This window comes from Pseudosulfitobacter sp. SM2401, assembly GCF_042932805.1.
Classification (GTDB): Bacteria; Pseudomonadota; Alphaproteobacteria; order Rhodobacterales; family Rhodobacteraceae; genus Ascidiaceihabitans.
The window spans coordinates 3,476,032-3,492,473 of sequence record NZ_CP170633.1 but is presented as its reverse complement, the minus strand read 5'-3'; the positions used below and the strand labels follow the sequence as shown (position 1 = coordinate 3,492,473).

Below are 16,442 nucleotides of genomic sequence, written 5' to 3'. Positions count from 1 at the left end.
TTATCGTTGGCTTTGATATCGAAATGGTGGATGGGGCTGGTTGTGTCAACAATCGCGATCAAATTGAACTATTGTTTACGCCGTGTCGCGGCGATTCGGGCACAAGACTACAAATCAGAAACTGCGTAACCGGCATAAACTGGCGGCATCAATAATCGGCGTGCTTTGCCGAACGGGAATGTCGCAAGCGGTTGCCGCATCGCCTTTGGTAAAACCCGTTCATTCTGATGCAGAATAAGATCGGCAATGCGCGCCCCGCTGAAACTGCCCATCGCGACACCGTTTCCGTGATAACACAGCGCCGTATACACGCCGGGCTGCTCTGGGACAGGGCCGACATATGGCAGAAGATTTCGCGCGACACAGACCATCCCAGACCAAGAATGTGTCACATCGATCTGCGCCCAAGCCGGAAACATTTGCTTTAAATCGTGATGCGTTTTCCGTCGAGATTGCGCTTCTGATCTGGGTGATGACCGTAGTCCGCCGCGCATCCCAAAGAGAAATCGGCCATCGGGCATAAGTCTGAAGTAATGGAGCAAATTGCGTGAATCGAATGCCATTTGCGCGCTGCTCCAACCTTGTTCGGACTGCTCTGCTTGGCTTAGGGGTCGCGTAACTAACACGCTGGATTGTGCCGGCATGTAGCGTCCGGCTAGCCAGTTTGGGACAGTTTCACTGGAATATCCGTTGGTTGCGACAATCACGTTTTTGGCAGTTGCACGGCCTCGTTTGGTCAGAATGGTTGTTCCTGAGATCGACAAAACCGGTGAGTTTGAAAAAATGCGTCCACCCGCGTTTACGACTGCCTGTGCCAAGCCGACAATGTATTTTCGAGGGTTAAGACCAAACCCAATCGGTGTTGTTCGTGCGCCGTGAAACGGTCCGTTCAATCCGGCATCGTGCAATTTGTCTTTGGAAGTGAAATCTGGCGTGACGCCATAGTTTTCTTCTATTGCCGCCGCTGTATCCACCAAATTACGAAAGACACGGGGATTGTGGGCCAATTCGGTTTCGCCGTTAGAATGTTTGTCGACGTCCAGTTGAAGGCGGTCAATCAAGTTTTGAACGTGAAAAACAGCTGCTTTTTCAGCCGCGCGATACGCCAGCCGTTCATCTTTGCCAAAGCGTCGATCCAATTTTGCGTCGCTGATTTTTCCGCCGCCTAAACAACAAAAGCCGCCGTTGCGGCCAGAGGCACCCCATCCAACGGTTTCGGCATCGACCACGATCACGTCGACGCCTGCTTCGGCTAGGCGAAGTGCGGCGTTTAATCCGGTGAATCCTGCGCCGACGATCGCAACATCACAGTCGATATCCGAATCCATCTCCGGGTAGTCGGGCAGGCCGCATGTGTCATCCCACCAACACCCTGCGCGCGGTCCGTCGCTATACGCAAAATCAGGAAAAATTCGCGTCATTGCGCCCGTTCGGCGGCTCGTTCTTCGCGCTGCATTCGAACCAAATTGCGCTTGGACACAAGGGACGCGGTGATGACGCCTGTCGCGACCAACCCGATCAAAATCGTGGAAAGTGCGTTGATTTCAGGTGTCACACCAAGGCGCACAGAGGACCAGATTTTCATCGGTAGCGTTGTGGCCGAAGGGCCCGTCACAAAGGTCGCGATCACCAAATCATCCAATGACAACGTGAACGCCAGCAACCAACCTGAGACCACGGCGGGCGCAATGATTGGCAGTGTCACCAGTCTGAATGCGGCGAAGGGGGAGGCCCCTAAATCGAGTGCTGCTTCTTCGAGTGAGCGGTCAAATGTGGATAGGCGTGACGAAACAACAACCGACACAAAGCACATCGAAAATGTGGTGTGTGCGAGGATGATTGTCAGGACGCCGCGGTCTAATCCGATGCCGATAAAGAGTAATAGCAGCGACAGGCCGGTGATGACTTCGGGCATGACAAGTGGGGCGAAAACCATCCCCGAGAAAAGAGTTCGTCCAAAGAACCGCCCGCCACGCACCAGCGCATAAGCCGCCATCGTGCCCAAAACCGTCGCGATGGTCGAGGATACAACTGCGACTTTCAAAGTGACCCAAGCCGCGTCCAAGAACGCTTCGTTTTGCATCAACTCGCCATACCATTGCGTTGAAAAACCAGCCCAAACCGTGACCAGTTTTGATTTGTTGAAACTGTAAATGATCAAGATCAGCATCGGCAAATACAGGAACGCAAAGCCCAAGGTCAGCGATACAGAATTGAACAGGCTCAGGCGTCTCATTGTTCTGCCTCTTGTGCACGCTGTTGGTTCATCTGGAACAAAACGATTGGCACGATCAAAATCAGCAACAAGACGACGGCGACGGCGCTGGCGACTGGCCAATCGCGATTAGAGGAGAATTCTTCGAACAATACTTTGCCGATCATCAAGGTGCTTGATCCACCCAGAAGCGACGGGATCACGAATTCACCTAAAGCCGGGATGAACACCAGAAAACAGCCCGCGAACACACCGTTTTTGGACAGTGGAAAAGTGATCAACCAAAAGGCCTTGAATCGGGAACAGCCCAAGTCTTCGGCAGCTTCGATCAGGGACGCATCCAATCGGTCCAAAGCGGCGTAGATCGGTAAGATCATGAACGGGACGTAGGTGTAAATGATGCCGATGTAGACGGCGGTGTTGGTGTTCAAAATGGTCAGTGGTTCGCTAATCACGCCAATGCCCATCAGAAATTGGTTGAGGAAACCGTTGGTGCTAAGGATGCCGATCCATGCGTAAACGCGGATCAAAAAGCTGGTCCAAAACGGCAAGATTACCAGCATCATCAGGGTTGGGCGCCATTCTTCGGGCGCGCGGGCCATGGCGTAGGCGACGGGATAGCCAACCATCAAGGTCAAAACTGTCGCGATGAATGCGATTTTCAGACTGCTCAGATACGCCTTCCAATAGAGATCGTCGGTGGTCAGAAACACAAAGTTCTCGAAGTCCAGCTGGCTGATCAGCTCGCGAAACCCGTCTTTCATCGTCGGGCCATAAGGAGGGATTGCGAGGATCGCGTCTGACATCGAAATCTTGAACACCATAAAGAACGGGATCAAGAAAAGCGCCAATAGCCAAAGGTACGGAACCGCTATGAGGATCGCGCGTCTCATTGATCTAGCAACACGCCGGCCGTGGCGGTCCAGCTGACCCAAACAGGGTCTTCCCACGTGAATGTGCGACGGGAAATTCGGCGGGTATTAGCGCTTTGGGCTTTGATAATTTGGCCGCCGGGCAGTTCAACGTGATAGGTGCTGAGATTGCCGAGATACGCGATATCGAGGACCTTTCCCTGCACTGCGTTGTCAGCACTTGGCCGTTCCGCGTGGATCGCCACCTTTTCTGGGCGGATCGCAAGATGGCAGGTTTGGCCGTCTGAAAATGGTCGGGCGCTAGAGGCAAAAATCGACCCTAACACAGGTACTTCGATCTCGTACGTGTCTTGCCCGGTTGCCTTTGCCTGCCCTGTCAGCAGGTTCACATCGCCAATAAAGTCCGCGACGTAGACAGAATTTGGTTCTTCGTAGATGTGTTCGGGCGTGGCGACTTGAATGATCCGACCCTCGTCCATGACGGCAACTCTAGAGGCAACAGTCATCGCTTCTTCTTGGTCATGGGTGACGATCACGAATGTCGTGCCGGTTTTTTCCTGAATGTCCATCAATTCAAACTGCGTGTCCTGTCGCAATTTCTTATCCAAGGCACCAAGCGGTTCATCCAGCAACAGCAGCTTGGGGGCCTTGGCCAGCGAGCGGGCAAGCGCCACACGTTGCCGTTGTCCGCCGGAAATCTGATGTGGTTTGCGACGGGCGAATTTCTCGAGCCGCGTCAGTTTTAGCATCTCGTCGACACGGGCGTTCAGCGCGTCTTTGACCATGCCGTCGCGCTTCAAGCCAAAGGCGATGTTTTCCCAAACCGACAGATGCGGGAACAACGCGTAGGACTGAAACATCATGTTCACGGCGCGTTGGTTTGGCGGCACGCCCGCGATGTTTTTGCCAGACAATGAAATCGCGCCGTTCGACGGGTTTTCAAAACCCGCCAGCATTCGCATCATCGTGGTTTTGCCGCAGCCCGAAGGGCCCAGCAGGGCAAAAAATTCTTGCTCAAAGATATCAAGCGTCAAATCGTCAATCGCCACGAACTCACCAAATTTTTTGGTGACGTTTTGAAAGGTGATCAGCGGGGTCGCATCCGCGTCATTCCAAGGGGCGAAAACAGGCTCTGACACTGGCGTTCTTTCTGAATTTGAGGTGGGGCGCAGATCGTGTCCGCGCCCCGAAAGTCGGCTTAGGTACCCGACTTGATTTTGGTCCACAGGCGCGTGACGACGCGTTGTACTTTTTGAGGGTACGGTGTGGTGGTGTACAGGTTTTCCAGCGTCGCCTCATCTGGGTAGATCGCTGTATCGCCGATCACGTCCTCGACCAAGAATTCTTGCGAAGCCTTGTTGCCGTTTGCGTAATAAACGTAGTTCGACGCGTCGGCCATGTTTTGGGCGTCCAAAATAAAATTCAGGAACTTATGGGCCGCGTCCGGGTTTGGTGCATCCGCGGGAATCGCCATTTGGTCAAACCACATCAGCGCACCTTCGGTCGGTGCAGTGTAGGCAACTTCGACGCCGTTTTCAGCCTCGGCCGCACGATCACGCGCTTGCAAAATGTCACCTGACCAGCCGAACGCGACGCAGATGTCGCCGTTCGCCAGCGCGTTGATGTATTCAGAGCTGTGGAATTTCGTGATGTAGGGGCGCACGGCCATCAGTACGGCTTCGGCTTTGGCGATGACGTCTGGGTCGTGGCTGTCTGGGTCTTCGCCGATGTAGTTCAGCGCGGCAGGGATCATTTCGGCAGGCGCGTCGAGGAAATGCACGCCGCAGTCAGCCAGCTTTTCCATGTTGGCCGGGTTAAACACCAATTCCAGCGACCCCATTGGCGCATCTGCACCCAAGGCTTCGGTCACTTTGCCGACGTTTACGCCAAGGCCGGTTGTGCCCCACATGTAGTTGATTGAATGCGCGTTTTCAGGGTCATACTGTGCGGTGCGTGCTTCGATCACGTCCCAAAGGTTGCCCTTGTTTGACAACTTGTCCATGTCCAGCGGCTGGAACGCACCCGCGGAGATTTGGCGCTGCAAGAACGTGCCCGATGGCACAACAACGTCATAACCAGAGGACCCGGTCAGCATTTTGGTTTCCAGAACTTCGTTGCTGTCAAAGACGTCGTAGATCAGCTTGATGCCGGTTTCTTCTTCGAATTTGGTCAGCAATTCTTCGTCGATATAATCGGACCAATTGTAGACGCGGACTTCTTCGGCGGTTGCAGCGGTCGCCAGCAGCGCCAAGCTGGCAACTGTGCCAAGCATTACGTTTCTCATAAATCTCTCCCGTGGGTGGTTGCCGAGTTTGTCCCGGTCATCAATGTATAGAACCAAGTTTTAAGGGCCACGGCAAGAAGATGGTGCGTTCGCGGCGATTGACAGCACTTGAAATGCACATAATGTCGGCGCGTTGACCCGTATCTTAAGGACCGATCATGCCAGCTATTACAAATCACCTGCCGACCGCCGAACTGCAAGCGCTGGATGCGGCCCACCACATGCATCCGTTTACCACGAATGATGAACTGGCGGCCAAAGGTGCACGCATTATCACGCGGGCGAATGGTGTCTATTTGCAAGATAGCGAAGGCAACGAAATTCTCGACGGAATGGCGGGTCTTTGGTGCGTTAACATTGGATATGGGCGCCATGAATTGGCCGAAGTCGCCGCGCGCCAGATGAAGGAGCTGCCTTACTACAACACATTTTTCATGACATCCCACGCGCCTGTGATCGCGTTGGCCGCCGAGATTGCGAAGCTGGCCCCGGCGCATTTGAACCACGTGTTCTTTGCAGGCTCAGGCTCTGAGGCGAACGACACAAACATCCGAATGGTGCGCCATTATTGGGCGATCAAAGGCAAGCCGACAAAGTCGATCATCATCTCGCGCAAGAATGCGTATCACGGGTCTTCTGTGGGGTCCGGCAGCCTTGGGGGTATGACACCGATGCACGCGCAAGGCGGGATGCCGATCCCTGATATTCACCACATTGACCAGCCGTATTGGTGGGCCGAAGGCGGCGATCAAACTCCCGCTGACTTTGGTCTGGCCCGCGCACAGGAATTGGAAAAAGCGATTCTTGCGATGGGTGAAGACCGCGTTGCGGCGTTTATCGCGGAACCAATCCAAGGCGCCGGCGGCGTGATTGTACCGCCCAGCACCTATTGGCCGGAAATCCAGCGTATCTGTGACAAGTACGAAATCCTGCTGATCGCAGACGAAGTCATTTGTGGATTCGGGCGCACAGGAAACTGGTTCGGATCCGAGACAGTCGGCATCAAACCGGACATCATGACCATCGCCAAAGGATTGTCGTCCGGCTATCAGCCAATCGGCGGGTCCATCGTGTCGGATGAAGTTGCCGAAGCGATCAACAGCGACGAATTTAACCACGGTTACACGTATTCGGGTCACCCAGTTGCATCCGCCGTCGCACTTGAAAACTTGCGTATTCTACAAGAGGAAAACATCCTCGATCATGTGCGCGATGTGGCAATGCCGGCCCTGCACGAGATGTGGCACGGGCTGGCGGATCACCCGTTGGTCGGCGAAGCAACGATCGTCGGCATGATGGGGTCTATTGCCCTGACGCCTCACAAGGAAACCCGTGCCAAGTTTGCCGCTGATGCTGGCACTGCCGGTTTCATGACGCGCGAACGTTGCTTTGCCAACAATCTGATCATGCGCCACGTCTATGACCGGATGGTGATTTCACCGCCGCTGATTATCTCGCCAGAAGAAATCAAAATCATGGGCGCGCGGGCGCGAACTGCGCTGGACGAAGCCTACGCACAAATGAAAGAACTTGACCTGCTAAAGGCGGCGTCTTGATCAAATCAAACACGATCAGCGAGCGTTTCAAGCATCGAGATGCAAGCCGCTAGCTGATCGATTGCGATGAATTCATCCGGTTTGTGGGCCTGCGCAATGCTGCCGGGCCCGCATACGACGACGTCCATCCCCATTTGCTGAAAAAGACCGGCTTCGGTTCCGAACGAAACGACGTCCGCCCCGTTTGATCCCACCAATCCCGCGACCAAATCCCGCGCTGCATTTTCGGACATTGGCTCCAGTCCCGCGACCTCTCCGATCACTTCGGTTCGGATGTCCGCCATTGGATGAACGCTGCGCATGGCTGGTAGTAATTCAGTCTCTAAATATGCCAAAATCGTATCTTTGACTAAGGCGTGGTCGCTAGGCTGAACAGGGCGCATTTCCCAATCCACTTCGGTTTTTCCCGCGATCACGTTGTGCGCCACGCCCCCTGATACGCGTCCGATGTTGATCGTTGTCCAGGGGGGCTCAAACCGGCTGTTGGCAGGTGCGCGTGCGATCAAAGTTGATCGTAGTTCAAGCAATTTGGAGACGTATTTGACGGCATATTCGGCGGCATTCACGCCTTGATCGGGGTCTGATCCGTGCCCTTCTAACCCCGTGAAATGTGTTGTGTATTCACTGCAGCCTTTGTGCCCCTCGATAACGCGCATTTCTGTTGGTTCGCCGATTACGGCCATGGCTGGTTGGATACCGCGTTTTTGCAATTCAGGCACCAATGCGCGTGCGCCAAGACAACCGATCTCTTCGTCGTAGGTAAATGCGAAATGCACCGGTTTTTTGGCTTGCGCAAATAGTGGTGCCATCACAATTGTAGCTGCAATGAACCCCTTCATATCGCAGGTGCCACGACCATAAAGCAGCCCGTTTTCCTTGCGCATCACAAAGGGATCACTGCTCCAATCTTGGTCTGTTACTGGAACCACATCCGTGTGGCCCGACAGCACCAAACCGCCCGGACCGTCGGGCCCGATGGTGGCGAACAGATTGGCTTTGGATCCGTCTTGCAGGACCTCGACCCGTGCGCCTGCGGTCTCTAGTCGATCGCCCAATTCGGCGATCATGCTAAGGTTACTGTCCGCGGATATGGTAGGGTAGGCGACCAGTCGGCCCAGCAGATCAACCGTCGCCTCTAGGCTCATGGTTTGACAAACATCTGACGTGGACGATTGCAGAAAGTTTCGGCGGAACCTTCATGACGAATGCGAATGCTTTCGGTGATTTCAAGCCCCCAATCGGCCATCCAAAGGCCTGGCATAAAGTGGAACGTCATGTTGGGTTCCAGTACGGTTTCGTCTTCTGGACGCAGTGAAATTGTGCGTTCGCCCCAATCTGGCGGGTAACTAAGGCCGATGGGATAGCCGCAGCGCGCGCCGCGTTCGATGCCTGCTTTTTCCAAGGGTGCAGCAAGTGCGTTGGCGATGTCGCACGCGCGGTTGCCGGGGCGGGCGGCCGCTAGCCCTGCCTCTAGTCCTTCGATCAATGCGGCTTCGGCGCGCTTCAGATCATCGGGCGGTTTGCCCAAAAACAACGTGCGGCAGAACGGGGCGTGGTAGCGGCGATAGCAGCCCGAGATTTCGAAAAATGTCGCCTCGCCCGTTGCGAATGGCCGTCCGTCCCATGTCAGATGTGGTGCGGCGGCGTCGGTGCCAGAGGGCAACAGCGGCACGATTGCGGGATAATCGCCCCACGCGCCGTCAACGCCGCGGATCGCGTCGCGGTAGATTTCTGCGACAACTTCGTTTTTAGGAACGCCCGGTTCGACGCGTTCCAGCAACCCGTCCACCACCTTTTCCGAGATCAACGCCGCTTTGCGCATGAATGCGATTTCGGGTTCGGATTTGATCGCGCGTTGCCAGTTTACCATGGCAGTTGCATCCGCGAACCCGACGTTGGGCAAGGCTTGCAACAAAACGGAAAACGCTTTGGCCGAGAAATAGTAGTTGTCCATTTCAACGCCGAGGTTTTCGACCCCAATGCCGTCCAAGTGGCGCGCCAAGTCCTCCATCGGGTGCATTTCGGTGGATTGCACGTAGTTGTCGTCATAACCCAGCACACAATCATCCGCCATCCAAACGGTGCGTAGCGCGCCGTTGGTGTCCTGCCTGCGCCCCCACCAGATCGGGTCGGCGTCTTGCAGAACGATCACAGCTTGATGCACGTAAAACGACCAGCCGTCGTATCCGGTGATCCATGCTTGGTTTGACGGATCAGTGACCAGCAGCGCGTCCAACCCCGCGATCGCCATCGCTGTGCGCACCATCGACAGACGCCGATCGTATTCAGATTGCTCAAAGGGTAGATGCTTGGCTGTCATGGTGTGTCCTCCTGCCAGACCACCCTGCGAAAGCGCGGGCGAACACGCAAGCCTTCAATCACAAGCCCTATCGCCTTGAATTCGGTCGAATTACCGTAAATTCGCCTGCATTGGTCGGAATCTGGACTTCGACTGTTGTAATGCTGGTGTTGATTGGTTTTAATTCCGTCAACAAAGCGGGAAAAACCGCCAAAGACAACCGGGGAGCCTGAATTGGCCAATTCTACTAGTGATGCGGCGTTCGTCGAATTCGAACGTGTGCAAAAGAGTTACGATGGCGTGAACCTCGTCGTCAAAGACCTGAACCTGTCGATGCCCAAGGGCGAGTTTCTGACAATGCTTGGACCATCGGGGTCTGGCAAGACGACCTGCCTGATGATGCTGGCGGGTTTTGAAACGGCGACCCACGGCGATATCCGTCTGGATGGTGTGTCGATCAACAACATTCCACCGCACAAACGCGGCATTGGCATGGTGTTTCAAAATTACGCGTTGTTCCCGCATATGACGGTTGCTGAAAACCTCGCCTTTCCTTTGGAAGTGCGCAAAATCGGCAAATCCGAGCGCGAGGAAAAAGTCATGCGCGCGCTGGGTATGGTGCAGATGCAAGATTTCGCAGGCCGCCGTCCGACGCAATTGTCTGGTGGGCAGCAACAGCGGATCGCTTTGTCGCGTGCCTTGGTGTTCGAACCGGAGCTGGTTTTGATGGATGAACCGCTTGGTGCTTTGGATAAGCAACTGCGCGAAACTTTGCAGTTCGAGATCACAAACCTCGCGCACGAGTTGGGTATCACCACGGTCTATGTTACGCACGACCAAACCGAAGCATTGACGATGTCAGACCGCGTTGCCGTGTTTGACGATGGTCGCATTCAGCAGTTGGCCCCGCCGGATCAACTGTATGAAGAGCCGGAAAACAGTTTCGTTGCGCAGTTCATCGGTGAAAACAACACGCTCGAAGGTGTGGTCAAAGAGATCAAAGGCGGCGTGGCGCTGGTGCAGCTCGACAATGGCGATCTGATTGATGCCAAGCCCGTCAACGTAACCGAGGCTGGTCAGCGCACACGCGTTTCCATCCGTCCGGAACGGGTCGAAATGGACCCGACGCGCCTGCAAGAAGGGGCGCATACGTTGAAAGCCGAAGTGCTGGAATTCATCTACATGGGTGACATTTTCCGCACGCGTCTGCGCGTCGCTGGCAAGGACGATTTTGTGATCAAAACCCGCAACGCACCAGATCAGGTGCGCCTGAAACCGGGCCAGCAAATCGAAATTGGCTGGCTTGCAGAGGATTGCCGCGCGCTTGATGCATAGCGGTACGAGATGTCGCGTTCCAATCACCTAGCGCGATGAAAAAGGGAAGGGGATCATGCCCGTTATAACCTTCCTAATCATTCACACGGGCAACACTTGGGAGACTACCTAATGAAACTCACCAAAACACTGATGGCCACGACGGCCCTTACTGTTGCGGCATCCATGGTATCGGCTGACGGCCACATGGCATCCGAAATGACAATCGTATCTTGGGGCGGCGCTTACTCTGCGTCTCAAAAAGGCGCGTATCACGACCCCTATGCCGAAGCGAACGGCGTCAACATCATCAACGACGATTCATCTGCCGAAGCGGTTGCAAAACTGCGCGCGATGAACGAAGCGGGCAACGTAACGTGGGATGTGGTTGACGTTGTTGCAGCAGACGCGATCCGCCTGTGCGACGAAGGTCTTGCGCTGGAAATCGACCCGGACACGCAATTGGCTGACGCACCAGACGGCACAAAAGCATCCGAAGACTTTGGTGACCTGTTGGTGTCCGACTGCTTCATCCCACAAATCGTGTATTCCACAACATTCGGCTACCGCACGGATTTGGTTGGCGACACAGCCCCAACATCCGTTTGCGCTGTCTTTGACACGGACGCCTACCCAGGCAAGCGTTCTTTGGAAAAGCGTCCAATCAACAACATGGAATGGGCTTTGCTGTGTGACGGCGTTGCAAAAGACGCAGTTTATGACGTTCTGGGAACCGAAGAAGGCCAAAACCAAGCGTTGGCCAAACTGGACACCATCAAAGACGACGTAATCTGGTGGTCTGCTGGTGCGGATACGCCACAACTGTTGGCCGACGGCGAAGTCATCATGGGCTCCACGTACAACGGTCGTCTGTTCGCAGCGATCGAAGAGCAAAAGCAGCCAATCGGCATGCTGTGGGACGCACAAGTATTTGACCTTGACGGTTGGATCATCCCAGCGGGCCTAAGCCCAGAGCGTCAAGCACGCGCACTGGACTACATCATGTTCGCCACAGACACACAGCGTCTGGCAGACCAAGCGCAGTACATCTCTTATGGTCCTGCACGTAAGTCTTCCGCACCTTTGGTCGGCAAGCACAAAACATTGGGCATCGACATGGCACCACACATGCCAACAGACCCAAACAACGCAAAGAACACGTTCTTGTATAACTACGAGTTCTGGGCAGATTACCGCGACGATATCGACGCGAAATTCCAAGCATGGTTGGCGAAGTAATTCGTAGACCTCGGGTGGGCAGCAATGCCCACCCAACCCCTCTGATTTAAAGAGACCAAAGATGAGCGATATCACAGCAGACGGGCCAGTTTTGGCCGCAGATGGCACGCCGCTAAAGCGCAGTTTAGCCCGTGCGATGCGACGCCAGAAACTACGGGCTTTGATGCTGGTTGCCCCATTGCTGATCTTTGTTCTTTTGACGTTCATTTTCCCCATCGTGAACATGCTGTCACGGTCGGTGCAGAACGACATTGTGGTTAACACGCTGCCTGAAACGGTGCGCGCGCTGGGCAGTTGGGATGCAAGCAGCGGCCAATTGCCAGACGAGGCCGTCTATGCCGCATTCACACGTGACATGGCCGTCGCAATCGAGGCCAAGAAGCACACGCGCCTTGGTGGCCGTTTGAACTATGAAAAGACGGGTTTTTCATCGATGTTCCGCCAATCGGGTCGCAAGATGAAAAAGCTTGATCCGGTGGCAGATGCGCCGTTCAAGGACAAGCTGATCGACATCCACAAAGGGTGGGGTGACGTCGAGACGTGGAAAGTGCTGCAAACCCATTCCGGTATCTTTACATCCGGGTATTTCCTGAACGCGGTTGATGCACAAAAGACACCTGACGGGATTGCCTGGCAGCCCGAAGAAAAGCAAATTTTGCTCAAGCTGTTCGGGCGAACATTGATCATGTCGCTGATCATCACGGGGTCTTGCATCATGCTGGGCTATCCGGTTGCTTGGTTGCTGGCGAACTCGACTGCGCGCACTGCCAACTTGCTGCTGATCCTTGTGTTGCTGCCATTCTGGACCTCGCTGTTGGTGCGGACATCAGCGTGGAAGGTGATGTTGCAGCAAAACGGGGTCATCAACGAGGTGCTCGTTTGGATTGGTTTGGTGCCCGACGCGGATCGCCTGATCCTGATCAACAACCAATTTGGTACGATTGTGGCGATGACGCACATCCTGCTGCCGTTCATGATTTTGCCGATGTATTCGGTGATGCAGACCATTCCGCTTAGCTATCTGCGTGCGGCGAAATCACTGGGCGCGACCAACTGGACAGCCTTCTGGCGCGTCTATTTCCCGCAGTCCGTTCCGGGCATTGGCGCGGGATCGATCCTCGTGTTCATCCTGTCGATTGGCTACTACATCACGCCGGAAATCGTGGGCGGAACCAAGGGCGTCTTTATCTCGAACCGGATCGCCTATCACATCTCGTCCTCTCTAAACTGGGGTTTGGCGGCCGCATTGGGAACAATTCTGCTGGTGGTGGTTCTGCTGCTCTACTGGGCCTATGACAAAATCGTCGGCATCGACAACGTGAAATTGGGATAAGAAACATGGCTGCTTTGACACCGATATCACGAACACCTTTGTCCTTTGTATTGCCTTGCGTTGCCTTGGCCGGGGCCTTTGTTGGCCTGCTGGTTGGCACCGCAAACGGGGCTGGTCCGATGGGTCTGGTCGCTGGCGCAATCATCATGGCCGCGATTGCGTTTGTCCTGATTGTCTCTGCGAAATACGAAAGCTTCACCCGAGGTCTCACCATTTTTGGCTTTGGGGCTGCAGGGTTTTTGTTTGGCGGTTTACCGATCTTGATCCTCGGTGCGCTGGCGGGGTGGTTTTTCCACTGGTTCACATTCTGGCTGTTTGAAGGGCGTTATCGCGCCCGTCTGTTGCCTTATCTGACGGGTGGCCAAGTGCTGTGGCACTACGCCTTCCGCATTATTGCCGGCGCTGTTTTTGTGTTCCTGATCACACCGATTTTGGTGATCATCCCACTTAGCTTTAACGCGCAGGACTTTTTCACCTACACGCCAGAAATGCTGCGGTTCGATCCTGCGGGTTACTCGCTCAAGCATTACCAGGATTTCTTTAACAACAACGAATGGCAACGCAGCTTGAAAAACTCGCTGACGATTGCGCCGATTGCCACGATCATTTCGGTGTCTCTGGGCACACTGGCCGCGATCGGTCTGAGCCAATCACACATGCCGCTAAAGGGTACGATCATGGCGATCCTGATTTCACCGATGATCGTTCCGCTGATCATTTCGGCGACGGGCATGTTCTTTTTCTACTCGGACCTTGGGAATTTCATGGAAAACAGCCTTGGGCTGGGCAAGAATTTCGTCGGCTACGTCAAAGTCATTTTGGCCCACGCCGTGCTTGGTATTCCGTTCGTGATCATCACCGTGACAGCGACGCTTGTCGGATTTGATAACTCGTTGACGCGGGCAGCCGCGAACATGGGTGCGAACCCTGTGACGACGTTCTTTCGGGTTCAAATGCCACTGATTTTGCCGGGCGTAATTTCCGGCGGATTGTTCGCCTTCATCACCTCATTCGACGAAGTCGTCGTGGTTTTGTTTGTCGGTTCAGCTGGTCAGAAAACGTTGCCATGGCAGATGTTTACAGGCCTGCGCGAGCAAATCAGCCCGACAATTCTGGCCGTTGCGACACTGCTTGTGATTATCTCGATTTGCTTGCTGACCGTGGTTGAAATGCTGCGTCGTCGCTCTGAACGCCTGCGCGGTATGTCACCAGCTTAGCGCTGCAATCGATTGATCAAAGCAGGGGATGCATAGCCGTCGGGGCGCAATCCTTCGCTGACCTGATAGGCGCGCACGGCGTTGACAGTCTTGGGCCCGATTTTGCCGTCGATCCCTTCTGTGTCGAATCCTTTGGCAGTCAAAAGGCGCTGCATGTCTTCGCGTTGTGTCAACGTCAAAGCACTGTCGTCAAACGGCCAACCCGATTTGATCGCCGCACCGCCTTTGATCCGGTCGCTTAGATGCCCAACTCCAATCACGTAAGCGTCCGCGGTGTTGTAGCTTTCGAGCACCTCGAAATTCCCAAAGATCATAAAGGCAGCCCCGTCGCCGCCCGCAGGCAGCAAGATCGATGCGAGCCCATAGTTTTTGATGGATCCATGCGTCCCGGTAATGCCCAAATTCGCCCACTCTTGCGGGGATTTCGCGATGTCCCGGTTGGCCAATAGGTAGTCGAAAGTGTCAGGGATCGTTACTTCGACACCCCAAGGCGTGCCTTTTTCCCAGCCAAAATGTGCCAGATAGGCAGCGGTCGATGCGATGGCATCTTGGGGGTCATCGGACCAGATATCGCGCCGCCCATCGCCGTCAAAATCCACGGCATGGGCCAAGAATGACGTCGGGATGAACTGCGTATGCCCCATGGCCCCAGCCCAGCTGCCGGTCATGTTTTGCGCGCTTGTGTCACCGTTTTGCAGGATTTTTAGGGCGGCAATTAGCTCTCCTTCAAAGAACTCTCCGCGGCGGCCGTCGTACGCCAATGTTGTCAGCGAACGGATCACACTGTCGCTGCCGCGAAATGTGCCGTAGGCGCTTTCCAAACCCCAAATTGCTGCCACGACTTCTTTTTCGACGCCGTATTTCGCCTCAACTTGTTCAAAGATTTCAGCATGCTTTTGCAGTGCCGCTTTGCCATTTTTGATCCGTAAATCCGAGACTGCCGTGCTTAGATAATCCCAAATTGTCTTTGTGAATTCAGACTGGTTGCGATCACGCTTGATGATTTTTGCATCATAGTTCACGTCGCGCAGCGCCCGATCTAAAACAGATAAATCAATACCTTGCGCGACTGCTCGTGGTTTGAATTCAGTGATCCATAACTGCAATCCCGCATCTGATGACACCGTTTTTGCTAGCGAGGGAGCCTGCGTCCGAACTGGTGGGCGCGCATCAAAGGAAACCGGTTGCGCCGAATTTTGCGCCGCAATCTTCAACGGCGGACGCGTTGATGCGGACATTGTGTTCGCTTGTGCCGATTGACTGACCAAAGACAGCCCCGCCGTGATGGCGCATACTCGTAAAACCCACATGATGTGCCTCATTGAAACCTATGTTGTTTCCAATTTAACGACAATCACCGATTTTAGAAAGGCGCGCGATCTACGTCTTGCGAAGCTTTGCCGATGATTCCACATTTGCGCGGATTGCAGCCAGATGATCACGTAAAAGAGCAACGCGGTGCGGCCTAAAGCTGTCGCTGGTCACATTCAGGCTGCGCATTCTATCCAGCCGGAAAACGCGAAAATCTTGCCGCAATAAACACCACGCCAACAGCGAAGTATTGTAGTCCATGTAGGCAATTCCAAGTGGTTTAACAGTGCGTTGCGTTGCAGCCCCGACCGCATCGACATAGTCAAATTGCACGCACACTTCATCCCATGTGGCCTGGCGTAGCGCGGCAATATCGATGACTGGTGGCTCGGGGCGATGAAACCGATGAGCATCCAAAATAGCGTGTTTCAGACGGTCAGCCTGACGGGGAGGCACGCGCGCTTGGATTTTTGCCAGTGCTGATGTCGCTGCTTTGGCCAATGCCGGATCACCAATGATTTCTACGTTTCGCAGTCCCAAAACCAAGGCTTCAAGTTCGTCATTATCGAACCCAAGCGGTGGCAAAGCCGCGTCTTCGATCAAGGTAAACCCAAAACCTGCCTCGCCATCAATGACCGCACCCAATCCGCGCAACGCGTCAACGTCGCGGTAAATCGTGCGCAGCGATACGTTCATATCATTCGCCAATTGCGTGGCGGTGACGGGCGGAGGCATGCGACGCAGCGACTGCATCATTTGGAAAAGGCGGTGTGTTCTGCTCATAATTCACCATTTCATCACA

14 protein-coding genes are annotated in these 16,442 nt (G+C 54.6%); 5 read left to right on the top strand and 9 right to left on the bottom strand.

Annotation, left to right across the window (positions count from 1 at the left end):
- Nucleotides 1-107: 107 nt before the first annotated feature.
- Genes ACFIO0_RS17075 through ACFIO0_RS17055 form a run of 5 tightly spaced genes read right to left on the bottom strand, consistent with a single transcriptional unit; the run spans nt 108 to nt 5,371 of the window.
- Entirely contained in the window at nt 108-1,421 is a 1,314-nt protein-coding gene (locus ACFIO0_RS17075) for an FAD-dependent oxidoreductase (RefSeq protein ID WP_390911600.1), read from the bottom strand.
- Complete coding sequence (locus ACFIO0_RS17070) at nt 1,418-2,236, bottom strand: ABC transporter permease subunit (protein WP_390911599.1); 819 nt, start codon at nt 2,234-2,236, stop codon at nt 1,418-1,420. Before ACFIO0_RS17070 ends, ACFIO0_RS17075 begins: the two co-directional genes overlap by 4 nt.
- Nucleotides 2,233-3,108, bottom strand: coding sequence for an ABC transporter permease subunit (locus ACFIO0_RS17065; protein ID WP_390911598.1), 876 nt, complete (start codon nt 3,106-3,108; stop codon nt 2,233-2,235). Before ACFIO0_RS17065 ends, ACFIO0_RS17070 begins: the two co-directional genes overlap by 4 nt.
- Complete coding sequence (locus tag ACFIO0_RS17060; RefSeq protein ID WP_390911597.1) at nt 3,105-4,226, bottom strand: polyamine ABC transporter ATP-binding protein; 1,122 nt, start codon at nt 4,224-4,226, stop codon at nt 3,105-3,107. Before ACFIO0_RS17060 ends, ACFIO0_RS17065 begins: the two co-directional genes overlap by 4 nt.
- Nucleotides 4,227-4,285: 59 nt before the next feature.
- The gene (locus ACFIO0_RS17055) at nt 4,286-5,371 is read right to left on the bottom strand and encodes an extracellular solute-binding protein (RefSeq protein WP_390911596.1); all 1,086 of its coding nucleotides are present in this window, start codon (nt 5,369-5,371) and stop codon (nt 4,286-4,288) included.
- Nucleotides 5,372-5,529: 158 nt separating this feature from the next.
- On the opposite strand from ACFIO0_RS17055, the gene ACFIO0_RS17050 reads away from it, so the two are divergent.
- Nucleotides 5,530-6,927, top strand: a complete 1,398-nt coding sequence (locus ACFIO0_RS17050) for an aminotransferase (protein ID WP_390911595.1) — start codon at nt 5,530-5,532, stop codon at nt 6,925-6,927.
- A 5-nt stretch (nt 6,928-6,932) separates the two neighbouring features.
- Here the strand turns inward: ACFIO0_RS17050 and argE are convergent, their stop codons facing one another.
- Both argE and ACFIO0_RS17040 read right to left on the bottom strand, forming a co-directional pair.
- On the bottom strand, nt 6,933-8,072 hold the full coding sequence (gene argE, locus ACFIO0_RS17045; RefSeq protein ID WP_390911594.1) for an acetylornithine deacetylase: 1,140 nt from the start codon (nt 8,070-8,072) through the stop codon (nt 6,933-6,935).
- Nucleotides 8,069-9,247, bottom strand: coding sequence for a M24 family metallopeptidase (locus ACFIO0_RS17040; RefSeq protein WP_390911593.1), 1,179 nt, complete (start codon nt 9,245-9,247; stop codon nt 8,069-8,071). The genes argE and ACFIO0_RS17040 overlap by 4 nt, the downstream gene beginning before the upstream one ends.
- Nucleotides 9,248-9,505: 258 nt before the next feature.
- On the opposite strand from ACFIO0_RS17040, the gene ACFIO0_RS17035 reads away from it, so the two are divergent.
- The 4 genes from ACFIO0_RS17035 to ACFIO0_RS17020 all read left to right on the top strand — a co-directional run bounded on the left by ACFIO0_RS17035 (nt 9,506) and on the right by ACFIO0_RS17020 (nt 14,329).
- Nucleotides 9,506-10,561 (top strand): polyamine ABC transporter ATP-binding protein, encoded by a 1,056-nt coding sequence (locus ACFIO0_RS17035; protein WP_390915356.1) that lies wholly within the window; start codon nt 9,506-9,508, stop codon nt 10,559-10,561.
- A 111-nt stretch (nt 10,562-10,672) separates the two neighbouring features.
- On the top strand, nt 10,673-11,779 hold the full coding sequence (locus ACFIO0_RS17030) for an extracellular solute-binding protein (protein ID WP_390911592.1): 1,107 nt from the start codon (nt 10,673-10,675) through the stop codon (nt 11,777-11,779).
- Between the two features lie 61 nt (nt 11,780-11,840).
- Nucleotides 11,841-13,112: an ABC transporter permease subunit gene (locus ACFIO0_RS17025; RefSeq protein WP_390911591.1), complete on the top strand. Its 1,272-nt coding sequence runs from the start codon at nt 11,841-11,843 to the stop codon at nt 13,110-13,112.
- Nucleotides 13,113-13,117: 5 nt separating this feature from the next.
- Nucleotides 13,118-14,329 (top strand): ABC transporter permease subunit, encoded by a 1,212-nt coding sequence (locus ACFIO0_RS17020; RefSeq protein ID WP_390911590.1) that lies wholly within the window; start codon nt 13,118-13,120, stop codon nt 14,327-14,329.
- Here the strand turns inward: ACFIO0_RS17020 and ACFIO0_RS17015 are convergent.
- Both ACFIO0_RS17015 and ACFIO0_RS17010 read right to left on the bottom strand, forming a co-directional pair.
- Nucleotides 14,326-15,651, bottom strand: a complete 1,326-nt coding sequence (locus ACFIO0_RS17015) for a lytic murein transglycosylase (protein ID WP_390911589.1) — start codon at nt 15,649-15,651, stop codon at nt 14,326-14,328. The two genes, ACFIO0_RS17020 and ACFIO0_RS17015, sit on opposite strands and share 4 nt — an antisense overlap.
- A 58-nt stretch (nt 15,652-15,709) precedes the next feature.
- A complete protein-coding gene (locus tag ACFIO0_RS17010) occupies nt 15,710-16,423 on the bottom strand; it encodes a WYL domain-containing protein (RefSeq protein ID WP_390911588.1) in 714 nt (237 codons plus the stop codon).
- Nucleotides 16,424-16,442 lie beyond the last annotated feature (19 nt).

Bases quoted from the DNA above. Each gene is read 5' to 3' on its own strand.
- ACFIO0_RS17075 (WP_390911600.1), bottom strand. From the start codon at position 1,421: ATGACGCGAATTTTTCCTGATTTTGCGTATAGCGACGGACCGCGCGCA.
- ACFIO0_RS17070 (WP_390911599.1), bottom strand. From the start codon at position 2,236: ATGAGACGCCTGAGCCTGTTCAATTCTGTATCGCTGACCTTGGGCTTT.
- ACFIO0_RS17065 (WP_390911598.1), bottom strand. From the start codon at position 3,108: ATGAGACGCGCGATCCTCATAGCGGTTCCGTACCTTTGGCTATTGGCG.
- ACFIO0_RS17055 (WP_390911596.1), bottom strand. From the start codon at position 5,371: ATGAGAAACGTAATGCTTGGCACAGTTGCCAGCTTGGCGCTGCTGGCG.
- ACFIO0_RS17050 (WP_390911595.1), top strand. From the start codon at position 5,530: ATGCCAGCTATTACAAATCACCTGCCGACCGCCGAACTGCAAGCGCTG.
- argE (WP_390911594.1), bottom strand. From the start codon at position 8,072: ATGAGCCTAGAGGCGACGGTTGATCTGCTGGGCCGACTGGTCGCCTAC.
- ACFIO0_RS17040 (WP_390911593.1), bottom strand. From the start codon at position 9,247: ATGACAGCCAAGCATCTACCCTTTGAGCAATCTGAATACGATCGGCGT.
- ACFIO0_RS17030 (WP_390911592.1), top strand. From the start codon at position 10,673: ATGAAACTCACCAAAACACTGATGGCCACGACGGCCCTTACTGTTGCG.
- ACFIO0_RS17025 (WP_390911591.1), top strand. From the start codon at position 11,841: ATGAGCGATATCACAGCAGACGGGCCAGTTTTGGCCGCAGATGGCACG.
- ACFIO0_RS17020 (WP_390911590.1), top strand. From the start codon at position 13,118: ATGGCTGCTTTGACACCGATATCACGAACACCTTTGTCCTTTGTATTG.
- ACFIO0_RS17015 (WP_390911589.1), bottom strand. From the start codon at position 15,651: ATGAGGCACATCATGTGGGTTTTACGAGTATGCGCCATCACGGCGGGG.
- ACFIO0_RS17010 (WP_390911588.1), bottom strand. From the start codon at position 16,423: ATGAGCAGAACACACCGCCTTTTCCAAATGATGCAGTCGCTGCGTCGC.